24 protein-coding genes are annotated in these 24,829 nt (G+C 71.1%); 8 read left to right on the top strand and 16 right to left on the bottom strand.

The features are described from left to right. Positions 1-114 precede the first annotated feature (114 nt). Genes VMR86_07485 through VMR86_07455 form a run of 7 tightly spaced genes read right to left on the bottom strand, consistent with a single transcriptional unit; the run spans position 115 to position 6,448 of the window. Positions 115-1,236 carry an ABC transporter permease gene (locus tag VMR86_07485; protein ID HTO06887.1) on the bottom strand — a complete coding sequence of 374 codons (1,122 nt, stop codon included), beginning with the start codon at positions 1,234-1,236 and terminating at the stop codon, positions 115-117. After that, a complete protein-coding gene (locus VMR86_07480; protein HTO06886.1) occupies positions 1,233-2,159 on the bottom strand; it encodes an ABC transporter ATP-binding protein in 927 nt (308 codons plus the stop codon). Before VMR86_07480 ends, VMR86_07485 begins: the two co-directional genes overlap by 4 nt. 14 nt (positions 2,160-2,173) lie before the next feature. Further along, complete coding sequence (locus VMR86_07475; GenBank protein HTO06885.1) at positions 2,174-3,151, bottom strand: HlyD family efflux transporter periplasmic adaptor subunit; 978 nt, start codon at positions 3,149-3,151, stop codon at positions 2,174-2,176. Continuing rightward, positions 3,148-3,816 carry a TetR family transcriptional regulator gene (locus tag VMR86_07470; protein ID HTO06884.1) on the bottom strand — a complete coding sequence of 223 codons (669 nt, stop codon included), beginning with the start codon at positions 3,814-3,816 and terminating at the stop codon, positions 3,148-3,150. Before VMR86_07470 ends, VMR86_07475 begins: the two co-directional genes overlap by 4 nt. Before the next feature lie 54 nt (positions 3,817-3,870). Then, the gene (locus VMR86_07465; GenBank protein HTO06883.1) at positions 3,871-4,215 is read right to left on the bottom strand and encodes a gamma-glutamylcyclotransferase family protein; all 345 of its coding nucleotides are present in this window, start codon (positions 4,213-4,215) and stop codon (positions 3,871-3,873) included. A 5-nt stretch (positions 4,216-4,220) separates the two neighbouring features. After that, entirely contained in the window at positions 4,221-5,705 is a 1,485-nt protein-coding gene (gene rfaE2, locus VMR86_07460; protein HTO06882.1) for a D-glycero-beta-D-manno-heptose 1-phosphate adenylyltransferase, read from the bottom strand. Then, positions 5,702-6,448, bottom strand: a complete 747-nt coding sequence (locus tag VMR86_07455) for a glycosyltransferase (protein HTO06881.1) — start codon at positions 6,446-6,448, stop codon at positions 5,702-5,704. Before VMR86_07455 ends, rfaE2 begins: the two co-directional genes overlap by 4 nt. A gap of 54 nt (positions 6,449-6,502) precedes the next feature. On the opposite strand from VMR86_07455, the gene VMR86_07450 reads away from it, so the two are divergent. From VMR86_07450 to VMR86_07440, 3 genes are all read left to right on the top strand, one after another. Then, positions 6,503-7,123, top strand: coding sequence for an MSMEG_1061 family FMN-dependent PPOX-type flavoprotein (locus tag VMR86_07450; GenBank protein HTO06880.1), 621 nt, complete (start codon positions 6,503-6,505; stop codon positions 7,121-7,123). 166 nt (positions 7,124-7,289) lie between these two features. Next, entirely contained in the window at positions 7,290-7,631 is a 342-nt protein-coding gene (locus VMR86_07445) for a P-II family nitrogen regulator (protein ID HTO06879.1), read from the top strand. 190 nt (positions 7,632-7,821) lie between these two features. After that, a complete protein-coding gene (locus VMR86_07440; protein ID HTO06878.1) occupies positions 7,822-8,691 on the top strand; it encodes a neutral zinc metallopeptidase in 870 nt (289 codons plus the stop codon). A 22-nt stretch (positions 8,692-8,713) separates the two neighbouring features. Here VMR86_07440 and VMR86_07435 read toward each other — a convergent pair whose 3' ends face one another. Further along, positions 8,714-9,556, bottom strand: a complete 843-nt coding sequence (locus tag VMR86_07435; GenBank protein HTO06877.1) for a hypothetical protein — start codon at positions 9,554-9,556, stop codon at positions 8,714-8,716. 36 nt (positions 9,557-9,592) lie between these two features. Here VMR86_07435 and VMR86_07430 point away from each other — a divergent pair, with 36 nt between their 5' ends. The 3 genes from VMR86_07430 to VMR86_07420 are packed head-to-tail and all read left to right on the top strand — an operon-like array spanning position 9,593 to position 11,975. Then, the gene (locus VMR86_07430; GenBank protein ID HTO06876.1) at positions 9,593-10,777 is read left to right on the top strand and encodes an amidohydrolase family protein; all 1,185 of its coding nucleotides are present in this window, start codon (positions 9,593-9,595) and stop codon (positions 10,775-10,777) included. Continuing rightward, the gene (locus VMR86_07425) at positions 10,774-11,493 is read left to right on the top strand and encodes a hypothetical protein (protein HTO06875.1); all 720 of its coding nucleotides are present in this window, start codon (positions 10,774-10,776) and stop codon (positions 11,491-11,493) included. Before VMR86_07430 ends, VMR86_07425 begins: the two co-directional genes overlap by 4 nt. A 2-nt stretch (positions 11,494-11,495) precedes the next feature. Continuing rightward, on the top strand, positions 11,496-11,975 hold the full coding sequence (locus VMR86_07420) for an NUDIX domain-containing protein (GenBank protein ID HTO06874.1): 480 nt from the start codon (positions 11,496-11,498) through the stop codon (positions 11,973-11,975). 1 nt (position 11,976) lies between these two features. Here VMR86_07420 and VMR86_07415 read toward each other — a convergent pair whose 3' ends face one another. The 3 genes from VMR86_07415 to VMR86_07405 are packed head-to-tail and all read right to left on the bottom strand — an operon-like array spanning position 11,977 to position 15,141. Next, on the bottom strand, positions 11,977-13,701 hold the full coding sequence (locus VMR86_07415) for an amidohydrolase family protein (GenBank protein ID HTO06873.1): 1,725 nt from the start codon (positions 13,699-13,701) through the stop codon (positions 11,977-11,979). A 25-nt stretch (positions 13,702-13,726) separates the two neighbouring features. Next, positions 13,727-14,176 (bottom strand): hypothetical protein, encoded by a 450-nt coding sequence (locus VMR86_07410; protein HTO06872.1) that lies wholly within the window; start codon positions 14,174-14,176, stop codon positions 13,727-13,729. After that, the gene (locus VMR86_07405) at positions 14,173-15,141 is read right to left on the bottom strand and encodes a quinone oxidoreductase (GenBank protein ID HTO06871.1); all 969 of its coding nucleotides are present in this window, start codon (positions 15,139-15,141) and stop codon (positions 14,173-14,175) included. The genes VMR86_07410 and VMR86_07405 overlap by 4 nt, the downstream gene beginning before the upstream one ends. Positions 15,142-15,264: 123 nt before the next feature. Here VMR86_07405 and VMR86_07400 point away from each other — a divergent pair, with 123 nt between their 5' ends. Then, positions 15,265-15,522 carry a hypothetical protein gene (locus VMR86_07400; protein ID HTO06870.1) on the top strand — a complete coding sequence of 86 codons (258 nt, stop codon included), beginning with the start codon at positions 15,265-15,267 and terminating at the stop codon, positions 15,520-15,522. Between the two features lie 10 nt (positions 15,523-15,532). Here VMR86_07400 and VMR86_07395 read toward each other — a convergent pair whose 3' ends face one another. Then, the gene (locus tag VMR86_07395; GenBank protein ID HTO06869.1) at positions 15,533-16,657 is read right to left on the bottom strand and encodes a nitronate monooxygenase family protein; all 1,125 of its coding nucleotides are present in this window, start codon (positions 16,655-16,657) and stop codon (positions 15,533-15,535) included. 42 nt (positions 16,658-16,699) lie between these two features. Here VMR86_07395 and VMR86_07390 point away from each other — a divergent pair, with 42 nt between their 5' ends. Beyond that, positions 16,700-17,854: a glycosyltransferase gene (locus VMR86_07390; GenBank protein ID HTO06868.1), complete on the top strand. Its 1,155-nt coding sequence runs from the start codon at positions 16,700-16,702 to the stop codon at positions 17,852-17,854. A gap of 1 nt (position 17,855) precedes the next feature. Here VMR86_07390 and VMR86_07385 read toward each other — a convergent pair whose 3' ends face one another. From VMR86_07385 to VMR86_07370, 4 genes are read right to left on the bottom strand one after another with little or no spacing between them, the layout of a single operon-like run. Further along, entirely contained in the window at positions 17,856-18,905 is a 1,050-nt protein-coding gene (locus VMR86_07385; GenBank protein HTO06867.1) for a class I SAM-dependent methyltransferase, read from the bottom strand. Between the two features lie 57 nt (positions 18,906-18,962). Next, positions 18,963-20,351 carry an efflux transporter outer membrane subunit gene (locus VMR86_07380; protein ID HTO06866.1) on the bottom strand — a complete coding sequence of 463 codons (1,389 nt, stop codon included), beginning with the start codon at positions 20,349-20,351 and terminating at the stop codon, positions 18,963-18,965. Continuing rightward, positions 20,348-21,538, bottom strand: coding sequence for an efflux RND transporter periplasmic adaptor subunit (locus VMR86_07375; GenBank protein ID HTO06865.1), 1,191 nt, complete (start codon positions 21,536-21,538; stop codon positions 20,348-20,350). Before VMR86_07375 ends, VMR86_07380 begins: the two co-directional genes overlap by 4 nt. After that, positions 21,535-24,702, bottom strand: coding sequence for an efflux RND transporter permease subunit (locus tag VMR86_07370; protein ID HTO06864.1), 3,168 nt, complete (start codon positions 24,700-24,702; stop codon positions 21,535-21,537). Before VMR86_07370 ends, VMR86_07375 begins: the two co-directional genes overlap by 4 nt. Positions 24,703-24,829: the final 127 nt, after the last annotated feature.

Below are 24,829 nucleotides of genomic sequence, written 5' to 3'. Positions count from 1 at the left end.
GTCGAGCTGATCGGCAGATACTCCGTGATCCCCTCGACCAGTCCCAGCACGAGGGCGTGCCACGCCTGCAGCATTTCCACTCCGAGCGAGGGGGGCGCGGAGACTAACGGGATTTCAATCCAGGCGCTTGCGGAAACGCAGCACCGCGAGCGCGAAGGCGAGCGAAAAGAAGATGAGAAGCGCCTTAACCTCGCCGCTCACGTCTCCGAGGCTCGCGCCCCGCAGCACGATCCCGCGCACCACGCGCAGGAAGTGAGTCAGCGGCAGCACCTGCGCGAGCGCGCGCGCGGGCGCCGGCATGCCGTCGTAGGGGAACATGAAGCCCGACAGCAGGATCTGCGGCAGGAACGTCACGAAGGCCATCTGGAAGGCCTGGAACTGGGTCTGGGCGAGCGTGGAGATCAGGAGCCCCAGCGTGAGCGCCGCCGCGACGAACGCGCCCGCGGCGAGATACAGCGTGCCCAGCCCGCCCGCGATCGGCACGTCGAACAGGAAGCGGCCGAGCAGGAGGATCAGCGTCATCTGGCCGTAGCCGATCGCCACGTAGGGGGCGATCTTCCCGATCATCAGCTCGGGCGTCTGCACCGGCGTGGTGATCAGGAGCTCGAGGTTGCCGCGCTCGCGCTCGCGCACGATCGCCACCGCCGTGAACAGCACCAGCGTGAGCGTGAGGATCACCCCGCACAGCGCCGGCACGATGTGCACCGCGGAACGGCGCTCGGGGTTGTAGTAGGCGCGCAGCTCGAACACGGGGGCCGACACCGCGCCGTGTTGGGCCACGGGCGCGAAGCGCCGGTCGGGCGGGAGATCGGCCAGCGTGCGCGCCGCGCCGAGCACGATCGGGTCACCGCCGTCGACCAGGAGCTGCGCCGCCGGCCGCTCGCCGCCGAGCCGGCGCCGATCGAAGTCGGGCGGGATCGCGATGCCCACCGAGATGTCGCCCGCGACCAGCGCGTGCGCGAGCTCGTCGACCGAGCGCGCCTGGCGCACCACGTCGATCACCTGCGTGGCCTGGGCGTCGGCCACGAGGAAGCGCGCGGCCTGCGAGCCGGACAGATCGGCCACGCCGGCGCGCAGGTGGCGCACGTCCTGGTTGATCGCGTAGCCGAAGAGCAGCGTCATCATCAGCGGCACGCCCAGCACCATGCCGCCGGTGAGTCGATCGCGGCGCAGGTGCACCAGCTCCTTGCGCGCCACGGCCCCGATGCGCCCGAGCGATGCGGCCCAGCGGCTCAAGCGTCCTGCCCCGCTTGCGCGTGCCGCGTGGCGGCGACGAACACGTCTTCGAGGCTCGCGCGCGCCAGCGCCACGTGGCCCTCGACGCGCGCGGCGCGCAGCGCGTCGGCGACTGACTGCACGGGGTCGGCGAGCTGCGGATCGACCAGCGCGTGCAGGCGCGTGCCGAGCTGCGCCACGCTGCGCACCGCGGGATTGCGCTCGAGCGCCGCGCGCGCGGCGCGCGGCTCGGCACCCTCGATCTCGAGCACCGCCGCGTCGATCTCGCGCATGAGCTTCTCGGGCGCGCCAGCGGCCACCACGCGCCCGCGGTCCAGGATCGCGAGCTCGTGACAGCGCTCGGCCTCGTCCATGAAGTGAGTCGAGACCAGGATCGTGGTGCCGCGCTCGACCAGCGAGTACAGCGTCTCCCAGAAGTCGCGCCGGCTCTGCGGGTCGACGGCGCTGGTCGGCTCGTCGAGGAAGAGCAGCTCGGGCTCGTGCAGCGTCGCGCCGGCGAGCGCGAGCCGCTGGCGCTGGCCGCCCGACATGGTGCCCGCGCGCTGGTCCGCGATCTCGCGCAGGTGGAACTCATCGAGCAGGCGGCCGATGCGCGCGCGCGCCGTGGCACGCGGCAGCGAGTAGATCGAGGCGAGAAACTGCAGGTTCTCGAGCGTCGTGAGGTCCTCGTACAGCGAGAAGCGCTGGGTCATGTAGCCGAGCTTGCGCCGCAGCTTCTCGGCGTCGCGCGGCATCTCGAGCCCGAGCACGGTGGCTTCGCCCGCGCTGGGCGTGAGCAATCCGCACAGCATGCGGATGGTGGTCGACTTGCCCGAGCCGTTGGGGCCGAGGAAGCCGAAGATCGCGCGGCGGGGCACCTCGAGGTCGACGTGGTCGACCGCGACGTTCCTGCCGAAGCGCCGCGTGAGTCCGCGCGCGACGATCGCCGGCTCGTTCGTCACCGCGACACCGACCGGGTCTCGAGCTGGAAGTGCACCTCGACGGGCACGCCGGTGGGCAGGTCGCCGGTGCCCGGGCCCGAGACCTCGACCTCGGCCAGATACGACAGCCGCCCGCGGTCGTGCTGGGTCAGCGCGAAGTAGGGCGTGAAGGCGGCCTCGTGCGCGAGCTTGCGCACCTGGCCTTCCAGCGCGCCGTCGCGCCCGCTCATGGTGACGGTCGCGCGCGTGCCCTCGGCAATGCGCGCGCGCACCGCTTCCGGCACGTAGACGCGCGCGTAGGGCGGGTCGGCCGCCAGCATCACCGCCACGACCGCGCCCGCGGGCGGGCGCTCGCCCTGCTTGAAGGGGAGTGAGTCGACGCGGCCCGGGCGCGGCGCGCGCAGCGTGAGTCGCTCGAAGCGGACCTCGGTGTCCGCGACCGCGGCCTCCGCCGCCGCCAGCGCGCCGCGCGCCTGGTCGAGCTCTTCGGTCGTGGTGCCGCGCTCGAGCTCCTCGAGCGTGGCGCGCGCCTGGTCGCGGCGCGACGCGGCCTCGTCGCGCTGCGAGCGCATCTGGTCACGGCGCGAGGCGGACTCGAACGAGCGCCGCTCGAGTGACTGCACGCGGTCGTACTCGATCTGAGCGTTCTTCGCGGCGCTCTCCGCGCCGGCCAGCCGCGCGCGCGCCTCGCGAATGCGCTCGGCGCGCGGCCCGCGCTCGAGCTCCGCCAGCCGCGCCGCCAGCTGGTCGCGCGTCGCGCGCGCCCGCGCGAGCTGCGCCGACACCCGGCGGTCGTCGAGCGCGAGCAGCACGTCGCCGGCCGCGACCGTCTGGCCTTCGCGCACCTGCACCTCCACGATCGGCTCGTTCTCCTCCGCGGTGAGCTCGATGCGGTCGCGCTCGAGCGTGCCCACCACCGGGATGGCGCCGGGGTCGCGCCGGCACGCGCCAGCCAGCGCGAGCACCGTACACAGAAGTGCGACGCGCGCGTTCACGCCGGCAGCTCGCGCGGGCGCGCGCCTTCGAGAAACAGACGTGTCTGGTGCGCGGCCAGGCGGCGCGCGAAGTCGTGGTCGAGCTCGTAGCCGAGCACCTTGCCCAGCACCGGGTGCACCAGGAACGGGAACGCGGTGGAGCCGATCAGCGCGAACAGCGTCAGCACGGGATCCAGGTCCTTGCGCAGGGCTCCCGATGCAATCTCGGCGCCCACGAGCTGCGGCAGGAGCGCCGCGGCGCGGTGTGCGAAACGCTCGACGAAGCGCGCGCGCGTGCCGGGATCGCCCGTGATCACCTCGCGCAGCAGGAGCGCCGGCAGCCAGGGCTGCGCCGAGAGCGTCGCGGCGTACAAACGCACCAGCCCGGCCAGCGGCTCGGTCGCCTCCCCGGGCTGCGCCGCCAGCTCGCGCACGTGCGCCAAAAGGTCTTCGAACACCGCGGCCAGCATGGCCTCGTACAGCCCCTGCTTCCCGCCGAAGTAGTACGAGATCATGCCGGGAGTCACTCCCGCCGCACGCGACAGCTCGCGGATCCCGACTTCGCCGAAGCTGCGCCGCGCGAACAGCTGGCGCGCGGCCTCGACCAGGTCGCGCTTCACGTCCTCGGCCGCCCGGCCCCTGGGCGGGCGCCCGGGCCTGCGGCTCTTGCGTCTCGCTCCCGCCATGGCCCGTAAATTAATCGATCGATTGATTAAATACAAGCGGGGGCCAGACGCGCCTCAGCGGTTGGCGCGGGCGTCCACGTATACCCAGGCCTGCCGGCCGGAGGCGAGCACGGTCGAGATGCGTTTGTAGGCGGCCACCTCGTAGCGGTCGGCGCTGGCGAGCTCGGCGTCGCTGAGCTCGAACACCGTTCCGGCCACCCGGCTCTCGAGCCGGCCCGTGAAGCGCACGATCGGGTGCGCCGCCTGGCCGCTGGTCGCGACCACCGACGGGTCGTCGATCTCGACCAGCGACTGCTCGAAGCCCACCAGCGCGTCCTCCGAGCCGGCCAGCAGCCGGCCGAACGTGGAGCGCTGGACGGACTCGAGCTGGAGCGTCCCGTACGAGAACAGGAGCGGCACGGGAGTCAGTCCCGCGCGCGCTTCACGAGGCCGGTGGTAGAGCGGCCCTCGACCAACGGCACGAGCTCCACGCGCCCGCCCCACTTGCGCACCAGGTCCCAGCCGACGACGGCGCGCTTGGTCTTGTAGTCGGCGCCCTTGGTCAGCACGTCGGGCTTGAGCGCGCGGATCAGCTCGCGCGGAGTGTCTTCGTCGAACAGCACGACGCCGTCGACACACGACAGTGAGGCCAGGATCTGGGCGCGGTCGAGCTCGGTCTGCAGCGGGCGCCCTGCCCCTTTCAGCTTGCGCACCGAGGCGTCGGTGTTCACGCCCACGACCAGCGCGTCGCCCAGCCGGCGCGAGGCCTCGAGATAGCGCACGTGGCCCAGGTGCAGGATGTCGAAGCAGCCGTTCGTGAACACCACCGAGCGGCCTTGCGCGCGCTGCTCGGCCATGAACTTCGCCGCGCGCTCGCGCGTCATGACGCGGCCCGCGCCCGGCTCGGCCTCGCCGCCGATCGCAGTCAGGATCTCCGAGCCCGTGACCGTGGCGGCGCCGAACTTGCCGACCTTCACGCCCGCGGCCACGTTGGCGAGCCAGGCCGCTTCGCGCAGCTCCGCGCCGGCGGCCAGCGCGAGACTCACGGCCGCTGCGACCACGTCGCCCGCGCCCGTCTCGTCGACGATCTCCTGGGTACGCGCGGCCAGCGAGAACGAGCCCGCCGCGCCGCGGCTCGCCAGCACCATGCCGTCGGGTCCGCGCGTCAGCAGCACGTGCGCGACGCCCAGCTCGTCGGCGATGCCGGCCGCCACGCGCGCCGCCGCCGCCTCGTCTTCGAGGGGCGAGCCGGCGAACGTCTCCGCAGCGCGCAGGTTCGGCTTCAGCACGGTCGCGCCGGAGAACGACTTCCAGGGCAGGTTCTTCGGGTCGACCAGCACCGGCCGCCCGCCAGCGGCGGCGAACACCGCGCGGCAGACCGCGGCCGACAGCACGCCCTTCGAGTAGTCGGAGAGCACCACCGCGTCGGCGCGCTTCACCGCGCGAGTCACTGCCGCGCACAGCCGCTTCTCGAGCGCCGGCGGGAGCGGCGCGACCGTCTCGCGGTCGAGCCGGATCACCTGCTGCTGGCGCGCCACGATGCGCGTCTTGCGCGTGGTGCGCCGGGCCCGGTCCACCGCGATGCCCGCCCTGGGAATGCCCAGGCTCTCGGCCTCGTTGCGGAACAGCTCGCCGTCGGCGTCGGCGCCGACCACGGTGCACAGCCCGGGCTTTGCGCCCAGCGCCACGAGACACTTGGCGACGTTGGCGGCGCCGCCCAAGAGATACTCCTCGCGCTCGACCGCCAGCACCGGCACGGGCGCCTCGGGGGAGATGCGCTCGACCTCGCCCGCCACGTAGGCGTCGAGCGCCGAGTCGCCCACGACCAGCACGCGCCGGCCGACCATGGCGCCGAGCAGCTCGCGCACGCGCGCCGGCGTCGGCTCGCGGAACTCGTCCTGCGCCTTCACTCACTCCCCCTTCCGTAGCGCCGCCACAGCCGCGCGACCTCGCCGAACGCCACGAAGAAGTCGCCCGCCTTGACCTTCGAGCCCGCCACGTCCTCCCAGCGCTCGAGCGGCAGCTCGTACAGCGAGTCTTTCGCCGCCGAGAGCCCGCGCGCGCGCCGCAGCCGCGCCAGCAGCTCCACGTCGAAGGTCCAGTTCACGCAGAAAGGCTCGTCGAACAGCGCCGCCAGCCCCGCCTCGTTGCGCAGGAGCTTCGCGCCGCACTGTGTGTCGTAGACCGGCAGGTCGAGAAACAGAGACACTCCCGTGGCGAAGATCCGGCCGAGATAGTGCCGGATCGGGCTGCGCCGTACCATGCGGCCCAGCAGCTGGACGCGCGCGCCCATGACCCAGCCGACACCGGGATGCGTCGCCAGAACGGCCCGGAAGCGCGCGATCTCGTCGAGCGGGGTCGCGAGGTCGGCATCCCAGTAGCCCACCAGCTCCGCACCGGACTTGAAGGCCGCGCGCATGCCCTGGCGCACGGCCTCGGCCTTGCCGCGGTTGCGCTCGAGGACGAGCACGCCCACGCGGCCCGGCAGCTCGCGCTCGAGCTCGCGCAGCCGCGCCTGCGTGGCGTCGGTGCTGCCGTCGTCGACGAACAGGAAGTCGACGTCGGGCACGCGCGCGCAGTAGGCGCGGAAGGCGTCGCCGCGCAGGCGGGCGGCCTCGTTGAAGCACGGCACGACGATCTGCGCTGCGGCCATCCCTCCCCCGATCGGGCGCGCCGGGACAGCGTAGCGGGCTATCCTAGGCGGGCCATGGCGAACTACGACATGCGAATCACGAGCCTCGACGAGCTGCGCGCGCTGATCGACGAGCCGCACCCGGTGACTCGGCAGAAGGTCTTCGACGCGCTCGACGACCAGATGCAGGCGTTCATCGCGCGCGCCCCGTTTCTGGTGCTCGCCACCGCCGGCGCCGACGGCCGGCTCGAAGTCTCGCCCAAAGGCGACGCGCCGGGCTTCGTGAAGGTCGAGGACGAGCGCACCCTGCTCGTGCCGGACCGCAAGGGCAACAAGCTCCTGTTCGGGCTACAGAACGTGCTCGCGAACCCGCAGGTCTCCCTGATCTTCCTGGTTCCGGCCACCGACGAGACGCTTCGGGTCAGTGGCCGCGCCGAGCTGTACCGCGACCCGGCGCTCCTGGAGCTCTTGGCAACGCGCGGGCAGCCGGCGCTCGTGGCGCTGCGCGTGCGCATCGAACGCTGCTTCTTCCACTGCGCGCGCGCCTTCCTGCGCGCGAGTCTGTGGGATCCGGCGAGCTGGCCGGAGCCGGGCCGGGTGTCGTTCGGCCGGCAGATGGCGCCCAAGCTGGGCGGCGGCGACGCCCTGGCCGCGCAGATCGACCGGGCCGTCGACGAGGGCCGGGGCGACCTGTAAGCGCCCGACGCTGCTCGGTGTCGGGGCAGCGGCTGCACGCAATTCGAGCGCGGATGCGTGGCCAGGGTGCCCGCGCGACCAGCGAAACCGTGCGCCACGCCTCGCGCCGCGCCAACGGACCGGGCACGCCGCTTGCGAGAAACGCCGGCAAAAGGGGAGTCAGCGCGTGGTCCGAGTCGCAGCGATCATCAAGCCCTTCAAGCTCGACGAGCTGAAGGCGTCGCTCAACGAGATCGGCGTCGAGGGCATGACCGTATCCGAGGTGAAGGGCTTCGGTCAGCAGAAGGGACACACCGAGCTCTACCGCGGATCGGAGTACGTGGTCGACTTTCTCCCCAAGCTCAAGGTCGAGCTCGTGATTCGCGACGACGCCCTGGTGAAGGTCACCAGCGCCATCGTCGACGCCTGCCGGACGGGCAAGTTCGGCGACGGCAAGATCTTCGTGACTCCGGTCGTCGAGGCCGTGCGCATCCGCACCGGCGAACACGGCGACGAGGCGCTCTCGTGACTCCGCCGGGTTAGGCGGGGGCCGGAACGGCCCGGCCGCGGAACGAGAGGCATCCGCGCCTGGGACGCTCCGGAAGCTCCCGCTCACCGCGACATCGAGCTGGCCCTCCTTGTCGTGGCGAGCGGGAGCCATCGCCGCCCGCCCCCGAAACCGTCCGCCGAGGTTACTCTTGCTCGCAGGAGGCCCGGCCATGAAGTGGGAAGGCGAACGCGAGTCGGACCAGGTCGAGGATCGCCGCGGCATGAGCATCGGACGCGGCGGCGCGGTGATCGGCGGCGGCGGCCTGCTCTTGATCCTGTTGTTCTCGGCGCTCACGGGCACCGACCCGCGCCAGGTGCTCGAGATCGCACAGGGCGTGTCCGACGTGGCCTCGGGCCCGGGCCAGGGCGAGGCGGGCAAGATGGGCGCGCCCAGCGACGAGGGCGGGAAGTTCGCGTCGGTCGTGCTCGCGTCGACCGAGGACGTGTGGGGCGAGATCTTCTCGGAGCACGGCAAGCGCTACCAGCCGCCGCGGCTCGTGCTGTTCAGCGACATGGTCCAGTCGGCGTGCGGCACGGCGCAGTCGGCCGTGGGACCGTTCTACTGCCCCAACGACTCACAGGTGTATCTCGATCTCTCGTTCTTCCACGAGCTCGAGCGCCGCTTCGGCGCGCCCGGCGACTTCGCGCGCGCCTACGTGATCGCGCACGAAGTGGGTCACCACGTGCAGAACCTGCTCGGCATCGCCGAGAAGGTCTCGGCCGCGCAGTCGCGTGGCTCGCGCACCGACGCCAACGAGCTCTCCGTGCGCATGGAGCTGCAGGCCGACTGTCTCGCGGGCGTGTGGGGCAAGCGCGCGAACCAGGAGCGCAAGTGGCTCGAGCCGGGTGACGTCGAGGCGGGGCTCGCCGCTGCGGCGGCGATCGGCGACGACACGCTGCAGCGCCAGGCGGGCGGCGCCGTTGCGCCCGAGAGCTGGACGCACGGCTCCTCGGCCATGCGCGTGAAGTGGCTCAAGGCGGGCCTCGAGAGCGGCGACCTGAACGCCTGCGACACCTTCGGCAGCGACAGCCTGCTCTAGCCCGGTCCCGGGCGAACGCAGCTCAGTCGTATCTCGGCGACGACGCCTTCATGAAGCGCAGCAGCATGCGCATGGAGGCCACGTCGCGTCCCTGCTCGTCCTTCGCGAGCGAGTCGAACCACAGATACTCGGTCTTCGGGCTCTGGCCCAGGGCCAGCACGCGTCCGCTCACGGTGTAGGTCGCATCGAGCAGGATCGGGCCCGCCAGGTGCGCGACCTCGATGGCCCCGAACAGACCCACTGCCTTGCCGGTGTGCTCGCGCAGCGCGCGCGTCGGCGGCGCCCAGAGCAGCTCGACCGCAGCGGAGGGCGCGGCGATCGGGCCACCCCACGGCGACGGCCCCGTGTACCAGTCGAGCGGCCCGCTGCACAGCCCGCGCGCGATGCGCTGCGCCTGGCGTTCGCTCCCGAGCCGCACCTTCTCGACGCCGAGCTCCCCGCCCGGCGCGAGCGCGGCGAGGATGCGCAGCTCGCCCGGGGCGCTGCCGCGCAGGTCGCGCGTGCGCAGCGCCGAGCGCGAGTGATCGCCCAGCGACGCCGTGCCCTCGCATACCTCGAGCCCGTCTTCCCGTCGCATCGCGACACCGATCTGTGTTGCTCCGTCCGCGGGCTCGTCGGCGTAGGCGCGCACGCGCTCGCGGTCGACGGTGGCGTTCTGGAAGTACAGCGAGAGCGCCCCGCTCTCGAAGAAGCGCGGGCCGAAGATGCGCAGCAGGAGCGGCGGGAACTGGTCCATGTGCACGCTGCCCGCGACCGTTCCGCCGCGGAAGCCGAGCTTCGAGGCGGTGGCGTCGTCGTGGATGCTGCCCTTCTGGTCCAGCGCGCCGTTGCGTGCCGCGCGAAGCTCACTCTCGAGGGTGGCCATGAGCGGATCCTACACCCGGCGCGGTATCCTGGGTCCATGGAGAAACTCGACCACCCGGTCTTCGACTGCGACAACCACTACTACGAGGCGCTCGACGCGTTCACCCGCCACCTCGACCCGCGGCTCGGACCCCGCTGCGTGCAGTGGGCCGAGATCGGCGGGCGCAAGTACCACGTGGTGGGCGGCGTGGTCTCGCACGCCGTCACCAACCCGACCTTCAACCCGATCGCCAAGCCCGGAGCGATGCACGAGTACTTCCGCGGCAACCCGAACGGCAAGTCACCGATCGAGTTCCTGCGCGAACGCGAGCCCATTCCGGCGGCGTACCGCGAGCGCGACGCGCGTATCTCCGTGATGGACCGCCAGGGCCTGGAGTCGGTCTGGCTGTTTCCGACGCTCGGGGTGCTGTACGAAGAGCTGTTGAAGCGCGACACGGAGGCGGTCGCACTCACCTTCCGCGCCTTCAACCAGTGGCTCGACGAGGACTGGGGTGTGAGCTACCGCGACCGCATCTTCGCCGCACCGTACATCCCGATGTGCAGCCCGGAGATGGCGCTGCGCGAGCTCGAGTGGTCGCTCGCGCGCGGCGCGCGCGTGGTGTGCATGCGGCCCGCGCCGGCCTGGACCGCGAACGGTCCGCGCTCGCCGGCCGACTCACTCTTCGACGGCTTCTGGGCGCGCGTGAACGAGGCAGGAATCACGGTCGTGGTCCACGCGGGAGACAGCGGCTACAGCTCGAACGGCTATGCGCGCGACGGCTTCGGCGCCAGCTTCGACGGCGGCGGCTGGAAGCCCTCGATCAAGTCGTTCAACATCGAGCGCGCCGCGCACGACTTCCTGATCACGCTGGTGTTCGAGAAGCTCTTCGACCGCTTCCCGAACCTGCGCATCGCGTCGGTCGAGAACGGCTCCGACTATCTCGCCGACCTGTTCAAGAAGCTGCGCCAGACCGCGAAGAAGACGCCCGGCTACTTCAAGGAGGACCCGGGCGAGACCTTCCGGCGCCACGTCTGGATCAACCCGTTCTGGGAGGACGACGTGAACGAGATCAGCGCGCTGATGGGCCCCGAGCGCGTGATCTTCGGCAGTGACTGGCCGCACATCGAGGGCATGCCGCAGCCGCTCGACTACCTCGCCGAGCTCGAGAAGTTCGACCCGGCCGCGAAGCGGCGCATCCTGCGCGAGAACACGCGTGAGCTGAACACGCTGCGCCCGGTGTGAGCGTGCGCGGGGCGTGCGTCCTGTGCGCGCTGCTCCTGGCCATGGGCTGCACGCGCGGACCCGGGAAGGACACGGGCTACTACAGCACGAACGCCCTGCCCCAGGACGTGCCGGGCTGGGTTCCGAAACGCAACCTCGAGCAGCTCGTACACGACACCGGAGTCATGACCGACCGCATCGCGGCCCACAACGCGCAGCTCGCGAGCGGCGAGGAGCGCGAGGCGATCTACCGAGACTGGCGCGAGCTGCTGCTCGACGCGCGCGTCGTCGCCCGGCCCGCGGACGGCTTCATGGTCCGCATGTGGGTCCTCGGGGAGCTCTATCGGCTCGGTCACAAGCTCGGGCTGTACGGGGCAGCGGAGCTCGCGGACGACAATCTGTCCGCCTGCGTCGCGCAGTTTCCGACCTCGGTGCCGTGCAACGGCTCTCTCGCCCTGCTCTACCTGAGCGTGAAGGCGACGCCGGCCCGGCTCGCCCGCACCGAGGCCAGCCTCGACGTCCTGCGCCATGCGCCGCAGCCCGCGGTCGTCGAGATTGCGTTCGTGGAGACCGTGTATCTGCGCGTGGCCCAGCGCGACGCAGCGGGAGCGCGCGTGGCGATCGACGAGTATCTCGCGAGCTACCCGCAGGGCGAGTACGCCTCGCAGCTCGCGAGCTTCCGCCCCGAGGTCGACGAGGCGGTCCAGCACGTGGCCGAGCGGGAGCAGGAGCCTTGAGCGTGCCCCAGGCGCGCCGTGCGCAGCTCTACGGCCTGGGCACGTCCGTCTACGCGGAGCGCGGCGGGAAGATCCTCTTGCTCAAGCGCGCGACCGGCGAGGCGACCGGCACCTGGTACACGCCTGGCGGCGGGCTCGATCCCGGGGAGGAGCCCGCCGAGTGCGCGCGGCGCGAGCTCTTCGAGGAGACCGGACTCACTCCGTCGGGACCGCTCGAGCTGGTGGGGCTGATCCCGATGGCCTTCTACGGCGTGCAGGGCTTCGTGATCGCCTACGCCTGCCCGTGTCTCGAGGGCGAGCCGAAGCTCTCGCACGAGCACAGCGCCGCGCGCTGGCTCGACCCGGCCGAGTATCGGGAGCGCTACCTCTCGGACGCGGTCATCGCGCGCTTCGAGAGCACGGACCCTCGCACCGCCCGTCTGATCGCCGCCGTGCGGCGCTCGATCGACGAGTATCTCGCCTGGCGGACGGCGCGGAAATGACTCAGGCGGCGCCGTGGCGCAAGAGCCGCCCCGGCGTCGCACCCGTGCACTTCCCGTCCTCGAAGGTGACTTCGCCGTTCACCAGCGTGTAGTGATAGCCCGCGGCGCGCTGGATGCGGCGCCATTCGCCGCCGGGGAAGTCGTGCGCGATCTCCGAGTCCCACCAGCTCGGCAGCCGCTCGAGCCGGGCCAGGTCGTACACCACCACGTCGGCGGGCCAGCCCACGGCGAGCGCGCCCCGGTCGCGGAAGCCGGCCGCGCGCGCCGGGAGATAGGAGAGCTTGTAGTGCGCTTCTTCCAGCGTGAGCCGCTTCTCGTCGCGCACCAGCCACGCCAGGGTATCGGTCGTGTACGAGCCCGAGGTCAGGAACTTGGTGTGCGCACCGCCGTCGGACACGCCGGGAATCACGTAGGGTGACGCGAGCAGCTCGCCCACGTATTGCGCGTTGTCGCTGGTGGCGCTCTTGGTGAGGAAGCCCGCCGTCAGGTCACTCGCCAGCGAGAGCTGCACCGCGGCCTCGACCGGGTGCACTCCCAGCTTCGCCGCGATCTGGCCGACCGTGAGCCCGATGTACGCGTCGAGCTCCGGCGCGTTCTTCGCGCCCTCGAACACGTGCTCCGACACGGGCCCGCCCAGGATCGGCGTCTGGAGCTGGCCGCCGTCGTGCTCGGCCGCCATCTGCCGCACGAGCTCCGGGTCGGCGAGCTTCCGCTTCTTCTCGTCGTGACTGCCGGTGAGTGCGCGGTTCCAGGCGGGCCCGGAGTCGAACAGGTTCCAGTCCTCGAAGGTGAAGCGGAACGGGGCGCGGATCGAGTTGGCCTGGCCGAACATCGGGATGCCGCGCGCGTGACAGCTCTCGAGCCACGCCACGAACATCTTGTGCACCCATTCCATGCCGTTGACCGCGAGCACCACGTTGAACAGCACGGGGCGGCCCGACGCGAGCGCGACGTCCTCGCACAGCTTCAGGTCCTTCTGCAGCTCGCCGGTGGCGTTGGTGAGCTGGATGAAGCCCTCTCCGCGCTTGCCCAGGGCGCTCGCGAACGCCAGCAAGTCGGACTCGCTCATGGTGTCGGTCACCATGGGCGTGCCGTCGTAGTCGGCCTGGATCGAGTGCGCGCCCGTGCGCTGCGCCGACCAGCCGCACGCCCCGGCGTCGAGTGACTCGTCGAGCAGCGCGAGCATGCGCGCCATCTCGTCCGGCGTGGCCGGGCGGCGCTTGGCCTCGTCGAGACCCATGGCGTAGACCATGAGCGGCGCGAGCGGCAGGTAGCTGAGACAGTTCACGCCCTTCGGGATGCGTTCGAGCGTGTTCAGCCACTGCGGGAACGTCTCCCAGTCCCACAGCATGCCCTCGCGCATGGAGACCATGGGGATGGCCTCGAGCCGCGACATGGTGAGCATGGCGCGCTCGCGCTCGGCCGCGCGCACCGGCGCGAAGCCGAAGCCGCAGTTCCCGAGCGCAACCGAAGTGACTCCGTGCCAGCCCGAGATCGTGCACCACGGGTCCCACTGGATCTGCGCGTCGTAGTGGGTGTGCAGGTCGACGAAGCCCGGCGCGACGATCAGCCCATCCGCGTCGAGCACGCGCTTGGCGCGCGACTTCGCGATGCGCCCGATCTCGGCGATCCGTCCCGCGCGCATGCCGACGTCGGCGCGGAACGCGGGGAAGCGCGTGCCGTCGACGACCGTGCCACCGGAGATCACCAGATCGAGGTCCGCCAAGCCGTGCCCTCCCGTGAACGCGATTCTAGCGCGGCGCGGGCTCGAGAATGGCGAGCAGCGCGTCGGCGCTCGCGGGCTCTTCCACGCGCGATACACGCAGGTCGTCGAGCACGAGCACCGTGGGCCGGCCCTCGACCACCGGGAAGTCCGCGGTGCGCGTTCCGTCCTCGTCGACCAGGATCCGGTACGGCTTGCGGCGCAGGCCGGGCAGCGCGAACCAGCGGCGCACGAACGACGACATGCCCGCGAGGTCGACCACGTACACCGATCGGTTTCGCTCGAAGAGCGTGGGGCCGGCCTTCGCGATCGCGTCCTTGACCACCTGGCCAGCAGCCATGTCGCGCGAGAAGACGATCGCGCGCAGCGAGCCATCGAGCGGGTGGACCACCCCGTTCTGGTCGGGCAGCTCGAGCGGCGGGACGCGCGCGTCGACCGCCAGGCCGAGCAGCGCGAGCCCGAGCAGGAGTGACTTCACGGCGTGAGGATCACCTTGCCGGTGGTCGCGCGCCCCTCGAGCGCGCGGTGCGCGGCAGCGGCGTCGGCGAGCGGGAAGCGCGCGCCGATGCGCACGTCGAGCTCGCCCGCCGCCACCGCGCCCAACACCTCGCCGGCGCGCAGCTCGAGCTCGGACCGGTCGGCCGTATAGTGCGCGAGCGACGGCCGCGTGATGAAGAGTGAGCCCAGGTCGTTGAGCTGGCGCAGCTCGAATGCGGGCACGGGCCCGCTCGACTGACCGTACAGCACCAGCATGCCGCGCGGCCGCAGCGCGCGCAGGCTGCCCTCGAAGGTGGTGCGGCCGACCGCGTCGTAGACCACGTCGACCCCTCGCCCGCTGGTGATGCGCCGCGCGATCGCCGTGAAGTCGGCCTCGGTGTAGCGGATCACGTGGTCGGCGCCGGCCTCGCGCGCGAGCTTCTCCTTGTCGGGCGTGGAGCAGGTCGCGATCACCTGGGCGCCGAGTGAGTGGATCATCTGCACGAGCAAGAGCCCCACGCCGCCGGCGGCCGCGTGCACGAGCGCCGTGTCGCCCTTCTTCACCGGGAAAGTCGAGCGGCACAGATAGTGCGCGGTCATGCCCTGCAGCATGGCTGCGGCCGCCACGTCGTCGGCGATCCCGGCCGGCACCCGCACCAGCCGATCTGCGGGCGCGTTCACCAGCTCGGCGTAGGAGCCCGGCGCAGAGGCCCAGGCCACGCGGTCGCCCGCGGCGATGCCGCTGACTCCCGGCCCGACTGATTCGACCGTGCCTGCGCCCTCGAGCCCCGACACGAACGGCAGCGGCCGCGGGTACAGCCCCGTGCGGAAATACACGTCGATGTAGTTCACGCCGGCCGCGCGCACGCGCACCCGGGCGTGGCCGGGGCCCGGCGGCCCCAGATCCTGATCGCGCAGCTCCAGCACCTCGGGCCCACCGGTCTTCGAGACGACGATCGCCTTCATGACATGAGTCTACGCGGCGGGAGTAGCATCGTCCGAAGGCGTGGGTAGGGTGCCCACGCCGTTCATCGGGACGAAGGCGTGGGTAGGGTGCCCACGCCGTCCATAGGAACGGAGGAGAGAGGCATGAAGCGAATCGTGGTGGGCATCCTGGCGAGTGCGGTCCTGGCGGCTTCGGCCGTGCACGCGGCCGACATGAAGACCTACCAGGTCACCGGCCCCGTGGTCTCGGTGACCGACGACTCGATCGTCGTCAAGAAGGGGAAGGACGACTGGACGCTCGCCAAGGACTCTGCGACCAAGGGCCCGGCGGTGAAGCCCGGCGACAAGGTCACGATCCACTACAAGATGACCGCGACCGACATCGAGCTGAAGAAGAAATGAGCGTGGGCGCTCAGCGGGGCTGCAGCGCCGCGAGTCTCTCGCTCGCGGTGAAGTAGCCCTCGACGAGGTCGTAGATCACCTCGCGACAGGAGCGCACCTCGCGCATCAGCCCCACGGTCTGACCGACGGGGTTGAACGCCACGCGCTGGGTCTGTCCGGCGCCCGCGTAGCGCGAGGTGCGCGCGATCGCGTCCATGGTGACCATCCCCTGCAGCGGCATGCCCAGGGGCTTGGGTGACTCGGGCTTCTCCCAGGCTTCGGTCCACTCGTTGCGCAGCATGCGGCAAGGCTTGCCGGTGAACGAGCGCGAGCGGACCGTGTCCTCGCTCGACGCGCGCAGGAGTGAGTCGATCTGCGCCGGCTCGGCTTCGGCCTCCTCGACCGTGAGCCACAGCGACCCGGTCCACACGCCCTGGGCGCCCAGCGCCAGCGCGGCGGCGATCTGCGCGCCGGTGCCGATCCCGCCCGCCGCCAGCACCGGCGTGGGAGACACCGCCTCGATCACCTGCGGCCAGAGCACGAGGCTGCCGATCTCGCCGGTGTGACCGCCGCCCTCGGTGCCCTGCGCGATCACGATGTCGACGCCCGCTTCGCGGTGGCGGCGCGCCTGGTGCACCCGGCCGCACAGCGCCGCCACCAGCCGCCCCGTGCCCTGCACCTGCAGGATGACTTCCTTGGGCGGCGTGCCCAGCGCATTCGCGATCAGGCGCACGCGCTCGTGCTTCAGCGCGACCTCGATCTGCGGCGCGGCCGTCGCCTCGGTCCAGCCCAGGAGCTCGCGCGCGCGGTTCTCGGGCGGCAGCTCGGGCACGCCGTGGTCGGCCAGTAGCTTGGCCGCGAACTCGCGGTGCACGAGCGGGATCTGCGCCCGCAGCATGTCTTCGAGCTTCGCTGGATCGATCTCGCCCATGCCCTCGTATTTCTGGGGGATCACGAGATCGACGCCGTACGGCTTGCTGCCCACGTGCTCGTCGATCCAGCGGCACTCGACCTCGAGCTGCTCGGGCGTGAAGCCCACCGCGCCCAGCACGCCGAAGCCGCCGGCCTGCGAGACTGCGGCCACCACGTCGCGGCAGTGGCTGAAGGCGAAGATGGGAAACTCGATGCCCAGTCGGTCGCAGAGCTCGGTACGCATGGATCCTCCGTGGACGCGGATTGTACCGCTAGGATTTAGAACATGTTCACTCTTGCGGCGCTGATCTCGGCGGCGGCCTGGATCTACCTGGTGTTCGCCCGCCAGGGCTTCTGGCTGTGCGATCAGCGCCTCGACCGGGAATACGCTCCCGAGGCCTGGCCGGACGTGGTGGCCGTGGTCCCGGCCCGGAACGAGGTCGACGTGCTACCGCAGAGCCTGGGCTCGCTCCTGGACCAGGAATACCCGGGGCGGTTTCGCGTGGTGCTGGTCGACGACGAGAGCACGGACGGCACCGCGAGCGTCGCGCACGACGTGGCCCGGGCGCGCCCGAACGGCGCGCGGCTCGAGGTGGTGCGCACCGAGGCGCGCCCCGCGGGCTGGGTGGGCAAGATGTGGGCGCTGCACTCCGGGGTGACTGCCGGCGAGAAGGAAGGCGTGCCCCCCTGGTGGTGGCTCACCGACGCCGACGTGGCGCACGCGCCCGACTCACTCGCGCGTCTGGTCGCCAAGGGCGAGGCCGAGTCACTGGACCTGGTGTCGCTGATGGTGAAACTCGACCGCGCGCACGGCTGGAACGCACTGCTCGTGCCCGCGTTCGTGTACTTCTTCCAGCAGCTCTACCCGTTCCCGGCGGTGAACGATCCGCGCTCGCCGGTGGCCGCGGCGGCGGGTGGCTCGGTGCTGGTGCGCAGCGGCGCGCTGGCGCGCGTGGGCGGGATCGAGGCGCTGCGCGGCGAGGTGATCGACGATTGCGCCCTCGGTCGCGCGATCAAGCGCGGCGGACGCATCTGGCTCGGTCTGGCCGAGCGCGAGGAGTCCGTGCGCCCGTACTCCGGGCTCGACGACGTGTGGAACATGGTCGCGCGCAGCGCCTACACGCAGCTCCAGCACTCACGCGCGCTGCTCGCCGGTACGCTCGCGGGGCTTCTGCTCCTGTATCTCGTGCCGGTGCTCGCGGTGCTCGGCGGGCTGTTCGCGGGTGGCTCGGCAGCGGCGATGTTCGGCGCCGCGGCCTGGATGCTGCAGGCGGCATCGTTCGTGCCCACGCTCGCGCTGTACAAGCGCTCGCCCTGGCTCGCGCTCGCGCTGCCCGCGGCAGGCGTGCTCTACGCCGCCATGACCTTCGACTCGGCGCAGAGACACTGGCGCAACGAGGGCGCCACCTGGAAGGGGCGCTCGGGTGCGGGCGCCGCGTGACTCAGGGTCTGGCTTCGAGCACCAGATTGAACGGGGTCTCCGTCGCTCTGCGAATCCGGGTGAATCCCGCCTGCGTCAGCACCTCGCGCAGCCGTTTCTCGCCGGCTTGCGCCCCGAGCGCCGCGCCCACCTCCTGCGCCAGCGACGCCTGGGTGCACACCAGCGTCGACACCGAGTAGAACAGGCGGCCCAGCGGATGCAGGTTCTCGTGCACGTGGTCGCCCGCGCGTGGCTCGACCAGCATCCACGTTCCGTCGGCGCCCAGTGACTCGCGCACGTGTGCGGCGGCCCCGACCGGATCGCCCATGTCGTGCAGACAGTCGAAGAACGCGACCAGGTCGTAGCTGCCGGGATAGGCCTTCGCGCTCGAGACCTCGAAGCGGACGCGGTCCGAGACGCCGGCCTCCCGCGCGCGCTCGCGCGCCTTCTCGATCGAGGGCGTGTGATAGTCGAAGCCCACGAACGTCGAGCGCGGGAATGCGCGCGCGAGCAGGATGGTCGAGGTGCCCCAGCCGCAGCCCACGTCGGCGACGCGCCCGCCTCGTTCCAGCTTCTGCTTCACGCCGTCCAAGGCGGGAATCCAGGACGAGACCAGGTTCACGTTGTAGCCCGGCCGGAAGAAGCGCTCGGTACCGGCGAAGAGATCGGGGTCGTGCTCGTGCCAGCCGACGCCCTTCCCGGTGCGGAATGCCTCGAGCACCTTGGGCGCCGCCCGGGTCGCCGCAGTGAGTCCCTGGAATCCGCCCAGCACGCACGCCGGGCTGTCTTCCTGCGTCAGCGCCACCGCGTGCTCGTCGGAGAGCGAGTAACGGCCGGTCTTCGCGTCGTAGTCGACATAGCCGGCGGCAGCCTGCGCGGCGAGCCACTCGCGCACCGAGCGCTCGTTCGTGTTCGTGCGCCGCGCCAGCTCGTCCGAGCTGATCGGACCTGCTCCAGCCATCGCGCGGTAGAGGCCGAGCTTGTCGCCGATCACCACCAACGACGCGGTCAAGGCCGCGCCGAGATCCCCGAGTGCCTTGTTGACGAATGCCTCGAGCTTGTTCGTGTCCACGGCGGCCTCCTTGGGACTTCCCGAGCGGACATCGTACGCCCCGCCGGGAACGCGCGGCTAGCGCCAGCTGCCGCCGATCGCCTTCACGAGCTGGAGCGACGCGTCGAGTCTCTGCTCGCTGATCTGCGCGGACTGCAGCTCGAGGTTCAGGTGCGTGGCCTCGGCGACCGCGACCTGGAGATAGTCGGCGATGCCCCGGTCGTACTGCGCGCGCGCGACGGCAGCCGCGCGGCCCGAAGCCTCCACCGCGTCGCGCACGGCGGCGTCCTGGTCGGCGCGCAGGCGCACGCCCGCCAGGGCGTCTTCCACGTCGCGGAAGGCGCCGAGCACGGTGCCGCGGTAGAGCTGCACCGACTCGGCCCAGCGCGCCTCGGCGGCGGACAGGTTGGCGCGCAGCCTGCCGCCTTCGAAGATCGGCACGTGGATGCTCGGGCCGATCTCCCAGAGCCGGCTCTCCCAGTTCACCACGTCGCTGAAGCTCGCGCTCTCCCATCCGGCCGCACCGGTGAGTCGCACCTGGGGGAAGAGGAGCGCCTTGGCGACACCGATCTCGGCGTTGGCCGCGGCCAGCCGGTACTCGGCCTCGACCACGTCGGGACGGTGCTGGAGCAGATCCGAAGGCACGCCCGCGGGCACTTCGGGGGCGACCGTGTCGAGCGGGCGCACGGGGACCGCGAAGCTGGGTGCAGGCCGGCCGACCAGCACGGCGAGCGCGTGCTCGGTCTCGGCCCGCAGGCGAGTCACGTCGGCCTGTTGGCCGACGGTCGAGGCGAGCTGAGTTTCCGCCTGTGCCACGTCGAGGTCGCTCACCAGCCCCGCCTTGCGCCGCGCGGAGACCACGCGCACCTGCTCCTCGAATACGTCGCGGCTGCGCTCGAGCACGGCGGCCTGCGCGTCGAGTGACCGGATGGCGAAGTATTCCGCCGCGACCTGGGCCGCGAGCGCGAGCCACACGGCTTCGTAGTCGCGCTCGCTCGCGTAGGCGCTGGCGGTCGCGGATTCGAAGTTGCGACGCACCCGGCCGAACACGTCGATCTCGTAGGAGAGGTCGAAGGGGACGTCGACGTCTTCGAAGTGACCCAGCCGCGGCGCCGGCTGACGGTTCAGCGACACTCGCCCCACCGTGTACGACGGGTCGAGCGTGAGCGTGGGGAAGAAATCCGCACGGGCGATGCGCGCCGTGGCACGCGCCTCGTCGATGCGGGCGATCGCGGCCTGGACCTCGGTGTTCGAGACTCGCGCCTGCTCCTCGAGCGCGACGAGCTCGGGATCACTGAACAGCTTCCACCACTCGGCTTCGAGCGCCGGCGCGCCCGCGGCAGCGGGCTCGTGGTACGCGTCGGGCACGTCGAGCGCGGGGCGCTGGTAGTCGGGGCCGACCGCGCAGCCGCACAGCCAGGCGCCGACCGCGGCAGCAGCCCATATGACTCGCGGAGCTCGTCTCATGACTTGGGCGGCGCCTGTACTGCTTCGACCTTCTGACCTTCGAAGTACGCCGCCGAGGGCGTGGTGACCACCCGCTCGTCGCCCGCGATGCCCGACCCGATCTCGATCTCGTCGCCGAAATCGCGGCCCAGGATCACCGGCCGGAACCGCAGCGTGTTCTCGCCGTCGACCAGCGCCAGGCGCGTGCCGGAGCCATCGAACAGCACGGCGCTCGCGGGCACGCGCCAGCGCGGCCCGACGCGCTCGCCGACCAGCTCGACCTGGAGATACATGCCGGCCTTGAGCGCGTTGTCGTCGTTGGCGATGTCGATCTCGGTCTGCATGGTGCGCGTGACCGGATCGAGCGCGCCCGCGGTGCGCGCCACCGTGCCCGTGAACTCGCGCCCGGCGAGCGTGCGCGAGCGGATCTTCACCGGCTGCCCGACCTTGAGCTCGTCGACGAACGCCTGCGGCACGGCGATGTACACGCGCAGCGTCGAGCTCTGTGCGAGCGTGAACAGCGGCGTGGTGGAAGACGCGCTGCCCGCCGTGATCAACGCCCCCACGTCGACGTTGCGCTCGGTGACCACGCCGTCGAACGGTGCAGTGACTCGCTCGAAGCGCTGCTGCTCGGCCAGCCCGGCCACGGTGGCGCTCTGCGCCTTCACGGTCGCCTCGGCGGTGCTCACCGCGGTGCGGCGCTGGTCGAGGTCCTCTTTGGCGATCGCGCCGTCCTTGTCCGCCTCCTCGAAGCGGCGGTAGGTGCTGCGCGCCAGCTCCAGGTCGGCGCGCGCGCGCACCAGCGCGGCCTCGGCCTGCGCGAGCTGCTGGTCGAGCTCGGGCGCGCTGATCACCGCCAGGAGCTGACCCGCCTTCACCGTGTCGCCGATGTCGACCAGGCGCTGGTCGAGATAGCCGTTCAAGCGCGCGTAGAGGGTGGCCTGCTGGAAGGGCTGCGCGGAGCCGGGCAGCGAGAGCTGTGAGACCGGCGCCTGGCGCGGCGCGGTCACCGCCACGCGCGGCAGCGCGTCTGCGGCCGCCGCCAGGTCGTTGGCGCGCTCCATGCGCGCGCGCACGCGCGGCACGATCCCGGCCACCAACAGGAGCGCGAGCAAGAGCACGCCCGCGGTCAGCGCGGGGTTCGCTCGGGCGCGCGTCGCCGTGCGCCGGAACAGAGAGTCACTCGACGGGGTCAGGGAGTCGCTCACGCATCCTCCAGGGGCTTGGGCGGCTTCTGGCGCAGCAGACTGTAGGCAATGGGCACGAAGAACAGCGTGTAGAGCGTGGCGAGCGTGAGCCCGCCGATCACGGCGCGGCCGAGCGGCGCGTTCTGCTCACCGCCCTCGCCCAGACCGAGCGACATGGGCAGCATGCCGATCACCATGGCCAGCGCGGTCATCAGCACCGGCCGCAGACGCGTGCGTCCCGCGGACAGCGCCGCCGCGCGCGCGTCGAGACCGCGGTGGCGCTCCTGGTTCGCGAAGGTGATGAGCAGGATGCTGTTCGAGGTGGCGACGCCGATCGCCATGATCGCCCCCATGAGAGACGGAACGCTGAGCGTCGTGCCGGTCGCGAACAGCAGCCACAGGATGCCCGCGACCACGCCCGGCAGCGCCATCAAGATGATCGCCGGATCGATCCACGACTGGAAGTTCACGACCATCAGGAAGTAGACCAGCACGATCGCGAACAGGATCCCGAAGCCGAGCCCGGCGAAAGCCTCGTTCATGCTCTGCACCTGGCCGCGCATGGTGATGATGCTGGCCTTGGGGATCTTGCTGCGGAACTCGTCGACCACGCGAGTCACCGCGTCGGCCACCGAGCCCAGGTCCGAGCCCTGCACGTTGGCGAACACGTCGTACACGGGCTGCACGTTGTAGTGATTGAGCGCGACCGGCGTGGTGGTGCGAGACAGCGTGGCCACGCCCGAGAGGATCTGCGGCGTCGACTCACCGCTCGAAGTGACCGGCGTGGCCTGCAGCGCACCGATGCTCGCCATGCGGTGCTGCGGGCTCTGGATCACCACCGGATAGCTCACGCCGTTCTTGGGGTTGAGCCAGAAGTTGGTGCTGGTGCTGCCCGTGCCGGTCAGCGAGATCAACAGGCTGTTGGCCACGTCGCGCACGCTGAGCCCGCTCTCGGCCGCGAGCGAGCGGTCGACGTCGAAGGCCAGGCGCGGGCCGTCGACCACCTGGTGCACGTGCACGTCGACCGCGCCCGGGATCTTGCGCACCTGCTCGGCGATCTCCTGGGCGAACTGGTAGTTGTGCGCCTGCTCCGCGTTGGGGCCGCTGACCTGCACGTCGATCGGCGCGGGCAGGCCGAAGTTCAGGATCTGCCCGACCATGTCCGCGGGCTGCGCGAAGAAGGTGATCTCCGGAAACTCGGAGGGCAGCACCGCGCGCAGCTTCTTCAAGTAGCTCGCGGTCGGCGCGTGGCCCGGCTTGAGTGACACGAGGATCTCGCCCTCGGCGGCGGACACGGTCGCGCTGTCGGTGGTCGCGAGGTTGATGCCGTTGGGCACGCCGATGTTGTCGAGCACCACGCCGAGCTCGTCGGGCGGGATGAGCTGGCGGATCCGGTCCTCGACGCGCTGGAAGTAGCGCTCGGTCTCTTCGAGGCGCGTGCCGGTCGGCCCGCGCAGGTGCAGGCGCAGCGAGCCGGCGTCGACCGTCGGGAAGAAGTCGCGCCCCACGAACGGCACGAGCACGAGCGAGGCGAGCGCGAACGCGCCGAAGCTCAGCGCCACGGTGCGTCGCTCGGTGAGCGCGTGGGTCAGCGCGCGCTCGTAGGTGTGACCGAGCGTCTGGAAGGCGTGGTTCACGCGCTCGTGGGCGCGAGCGGTGAGCTGGTGCACCCGTCCCCCCGGGTCGTGCGCCGCCTCGCGCGCGAGCTCGCCGGGCAGGAGATACAGGACCATGGTGGGGATCAGCGTGCGCGACAGCAGGTACGAGGCCATCATGGCTGCCACCACCGCCAGCGCCAGTGGCGAGAACAGTGACCCGACCACGCCGCCCAGCAGGAACACCGGCACGAACACGATGCAGATCGAGAGCGTCGAGACGAAGGCCGCGGTGGCGATCTGCTGCGCGCCGTCGAGGATCGCCTGCCGCATGGGTTTGTGCTCGGCGAGGTTGCGGTGGATGTTCTCGATCTCGACCGTGGCGTCGTCGACCAGGATGCCCACCGCGAGCGCCATGCCGCCCAGGGTCATGACGTTCAAGGTCTGGTTGAAGGCCTTGAGCACCACGATCGAAGTCAGCACCGACAGCGGGATCGAGGTCGCCACGATCACCGTGCTGCGCGGGCTGCCCAGGAACAGGAGGATCATGAGCGCCGTGAGTCCGGCGGCGATCGCGCCCTCGCGCAGCACATCGCCGATCGCCGCGCGCACGAAGAGTGACTGGTCGAACAACAAGTCGACCTTCAGCGCCGGCGGCATGCCGGCCATGACCCGCGGCATCATGTCCTTCACGCCCTGCACCACCGCCAGCGTCGACGCGCGGCCGCTCTTCTGCACGGACAGCATCACGGCGTGCTTGCCGTCGCGGCGGATCATGTTGGTCTGCGGCGAGAAGCCGTCGTGCACGTGCGCCACGTCGCGCATCTTCACGACCGCGCCGTTCACGGCCTTCACCGGCAGCTCGTCCAGGTCGGCCAGGACCTGGGGGCTGCCGTTCAGCGCCACGTCGTACTCGCGCACCCCCATCTTGGCCGTGCCAGCGGGCAGGATCACGTTCTGCTGGCCGAGCGCGTTCGAGACGTCCTGCGGCGAGAGACCGCGCGCGTACAGCGCGTCCGTGTCCAGGTCGGCCATGATCTGCCGCGACTTGCCGCCGTAGCTGGGCGGGATCGACGCCCCGTTCACCGTGACGAGCTGGGTGCGGATGAAGTTCGAGCCGAGGTCGTTGATCTCCTGGTCCGAGAGCGTGTCACTCGACAGGCTGAGCAACAGCACCGGCACGCTGGCGGCGTTGTACTGCAGGATCAACGGCGGAGTGATTCCCGGCGGGAGCGGCCGGATCAGCGTGTTCGAGATGGCGTTGATCTGCGCCACGCCCGCCTCGGGGCTCGCGCCGGGCTGCAGGAAGACCTTGATCACCGTCACGCCGCGCAGGGTCACTGACTCGATGTGCTGGATGTCGTTGACCGTGGTGGTCGTGGCGCGCTCGACGATCGTGGTGATGCGGTTCTGCATCTCGTCGGGCGCCAGCCCGCCGTAGAACCAGACGGACGACACCACCGGCACGTTGATGCTCGGGAAGATGTCCGTCGGCATGGTGGCGATCGACAGCGTGCCGAGCACCCCGATCAGCATCGCCATGACCACGAACGTGTAGGGCCTGCGGAGCGCGAGACGGACGATCCACATGGTTCAGGAGTCCGACGCTTTCGCTGCGCGCATGTTTCTGGCCCGTTCCGTGCCTCGGAACATGAGAAGGCCCCCATTCTAGAGGCAGACCGGTCCCTGCTGTCATCGGACCCCGGCCCGCCCGAAG

The sequence above is a fragment of the Myxococcota bacterium genome, assembly GCA_035498015.1.
Lineage (GTDB): Bacteria > Myxococcota_A > UBA9160 > SZUA-336 > SZUA-336 > VGRW01.
This window is presented reverse-complemented; position numbering and strand designations above follow the sequence as displayed.

Bases quoted from the DNA above. Each gene is read 5' to 3' on its own strand.
- VMR86_07470 (HTO06884.1), bottom strand. From the start codon at position 3,816: ATGGCGGGAGCGAGACGCAAGAGCCGCAGGCCCGGGCGCCCGCCCAGG.
- VMR86_07455 (HTO06881.1), bottom strand. From the start codon at position 6,448: ATGGCCGCAGCGCAGATCGTCGTGCCGTGCTTCAACGAGGCCGCCCGC.
- VMR86_07450 (HTO06880.1), top strand. From the start codon at position 6,503: ATGGCGAACTACGACATGCGAATCACGAGCCTCGACGAGCTGCGCGCG.
- VMR86_07440 (HTO06878.1), top strand. From the start codon at position 7,822: ATGAAGTGGGAAGGCGAACGCGAGTCGGACCAGGTCGAGGATCGCCGC.
- VMR86_07435 (HTO06877.1), bottom strand. From the start codon at position 9,556: ATGGCCACCCTCGAGAGTGAGCTTCGCGCGGCACGCAACGGCGCGCTG.
- VMR86_07430 (HTO06876.1), top strand. From the start codon at position 9,593: ATGGAGAAACTCGACCACCCGGTCTTCGACTGCGACAACCACTACTAC.
- VMR86_07405 (HTO06871.1), bottom strand. From the start codon at position 15,141: ATGAAGGCGATCGTCGTCTCGAAGACCGGTGGGCCCGAGGTGCTGGAG.
- VMR86_07400 (HTO06870.1), top strand. From the start codon at position 15,265: ATGAAGCGAATCGTGGTGGGCATCCTGGCGAGTGCGGTCCTGGCGGCT.
- VMR86_07395 (HTO06869.1), bottom strand. From the start codon at position 16,657: ATGCGTACCGAGCTCTGCGACCGACTGGGCATCGAGTTTCCCATCTTC.
- VMR86_07390 (HTO06868.1), top strand. From the start codon at position 16,700: ATGTTCACTCTTGCGGCGCTGATCTCGGCGGCGGCCTGGATCTACCTG.
- VMR86_07380 (HTO06866.1), bottom strand. From the start codon at position 20,351: ATGAGACGAGCTCCGCGAGTCATATGGGCTGCTGCCGCGGTCGGCGCC.
- VMR86_07370 (HTO06864.1), bottom strand. From the start codon at position 24,702: ATGTGGATCGTCCGTCTCGCGCTCCGCAGGCCCTACACGTTCGTGGTC.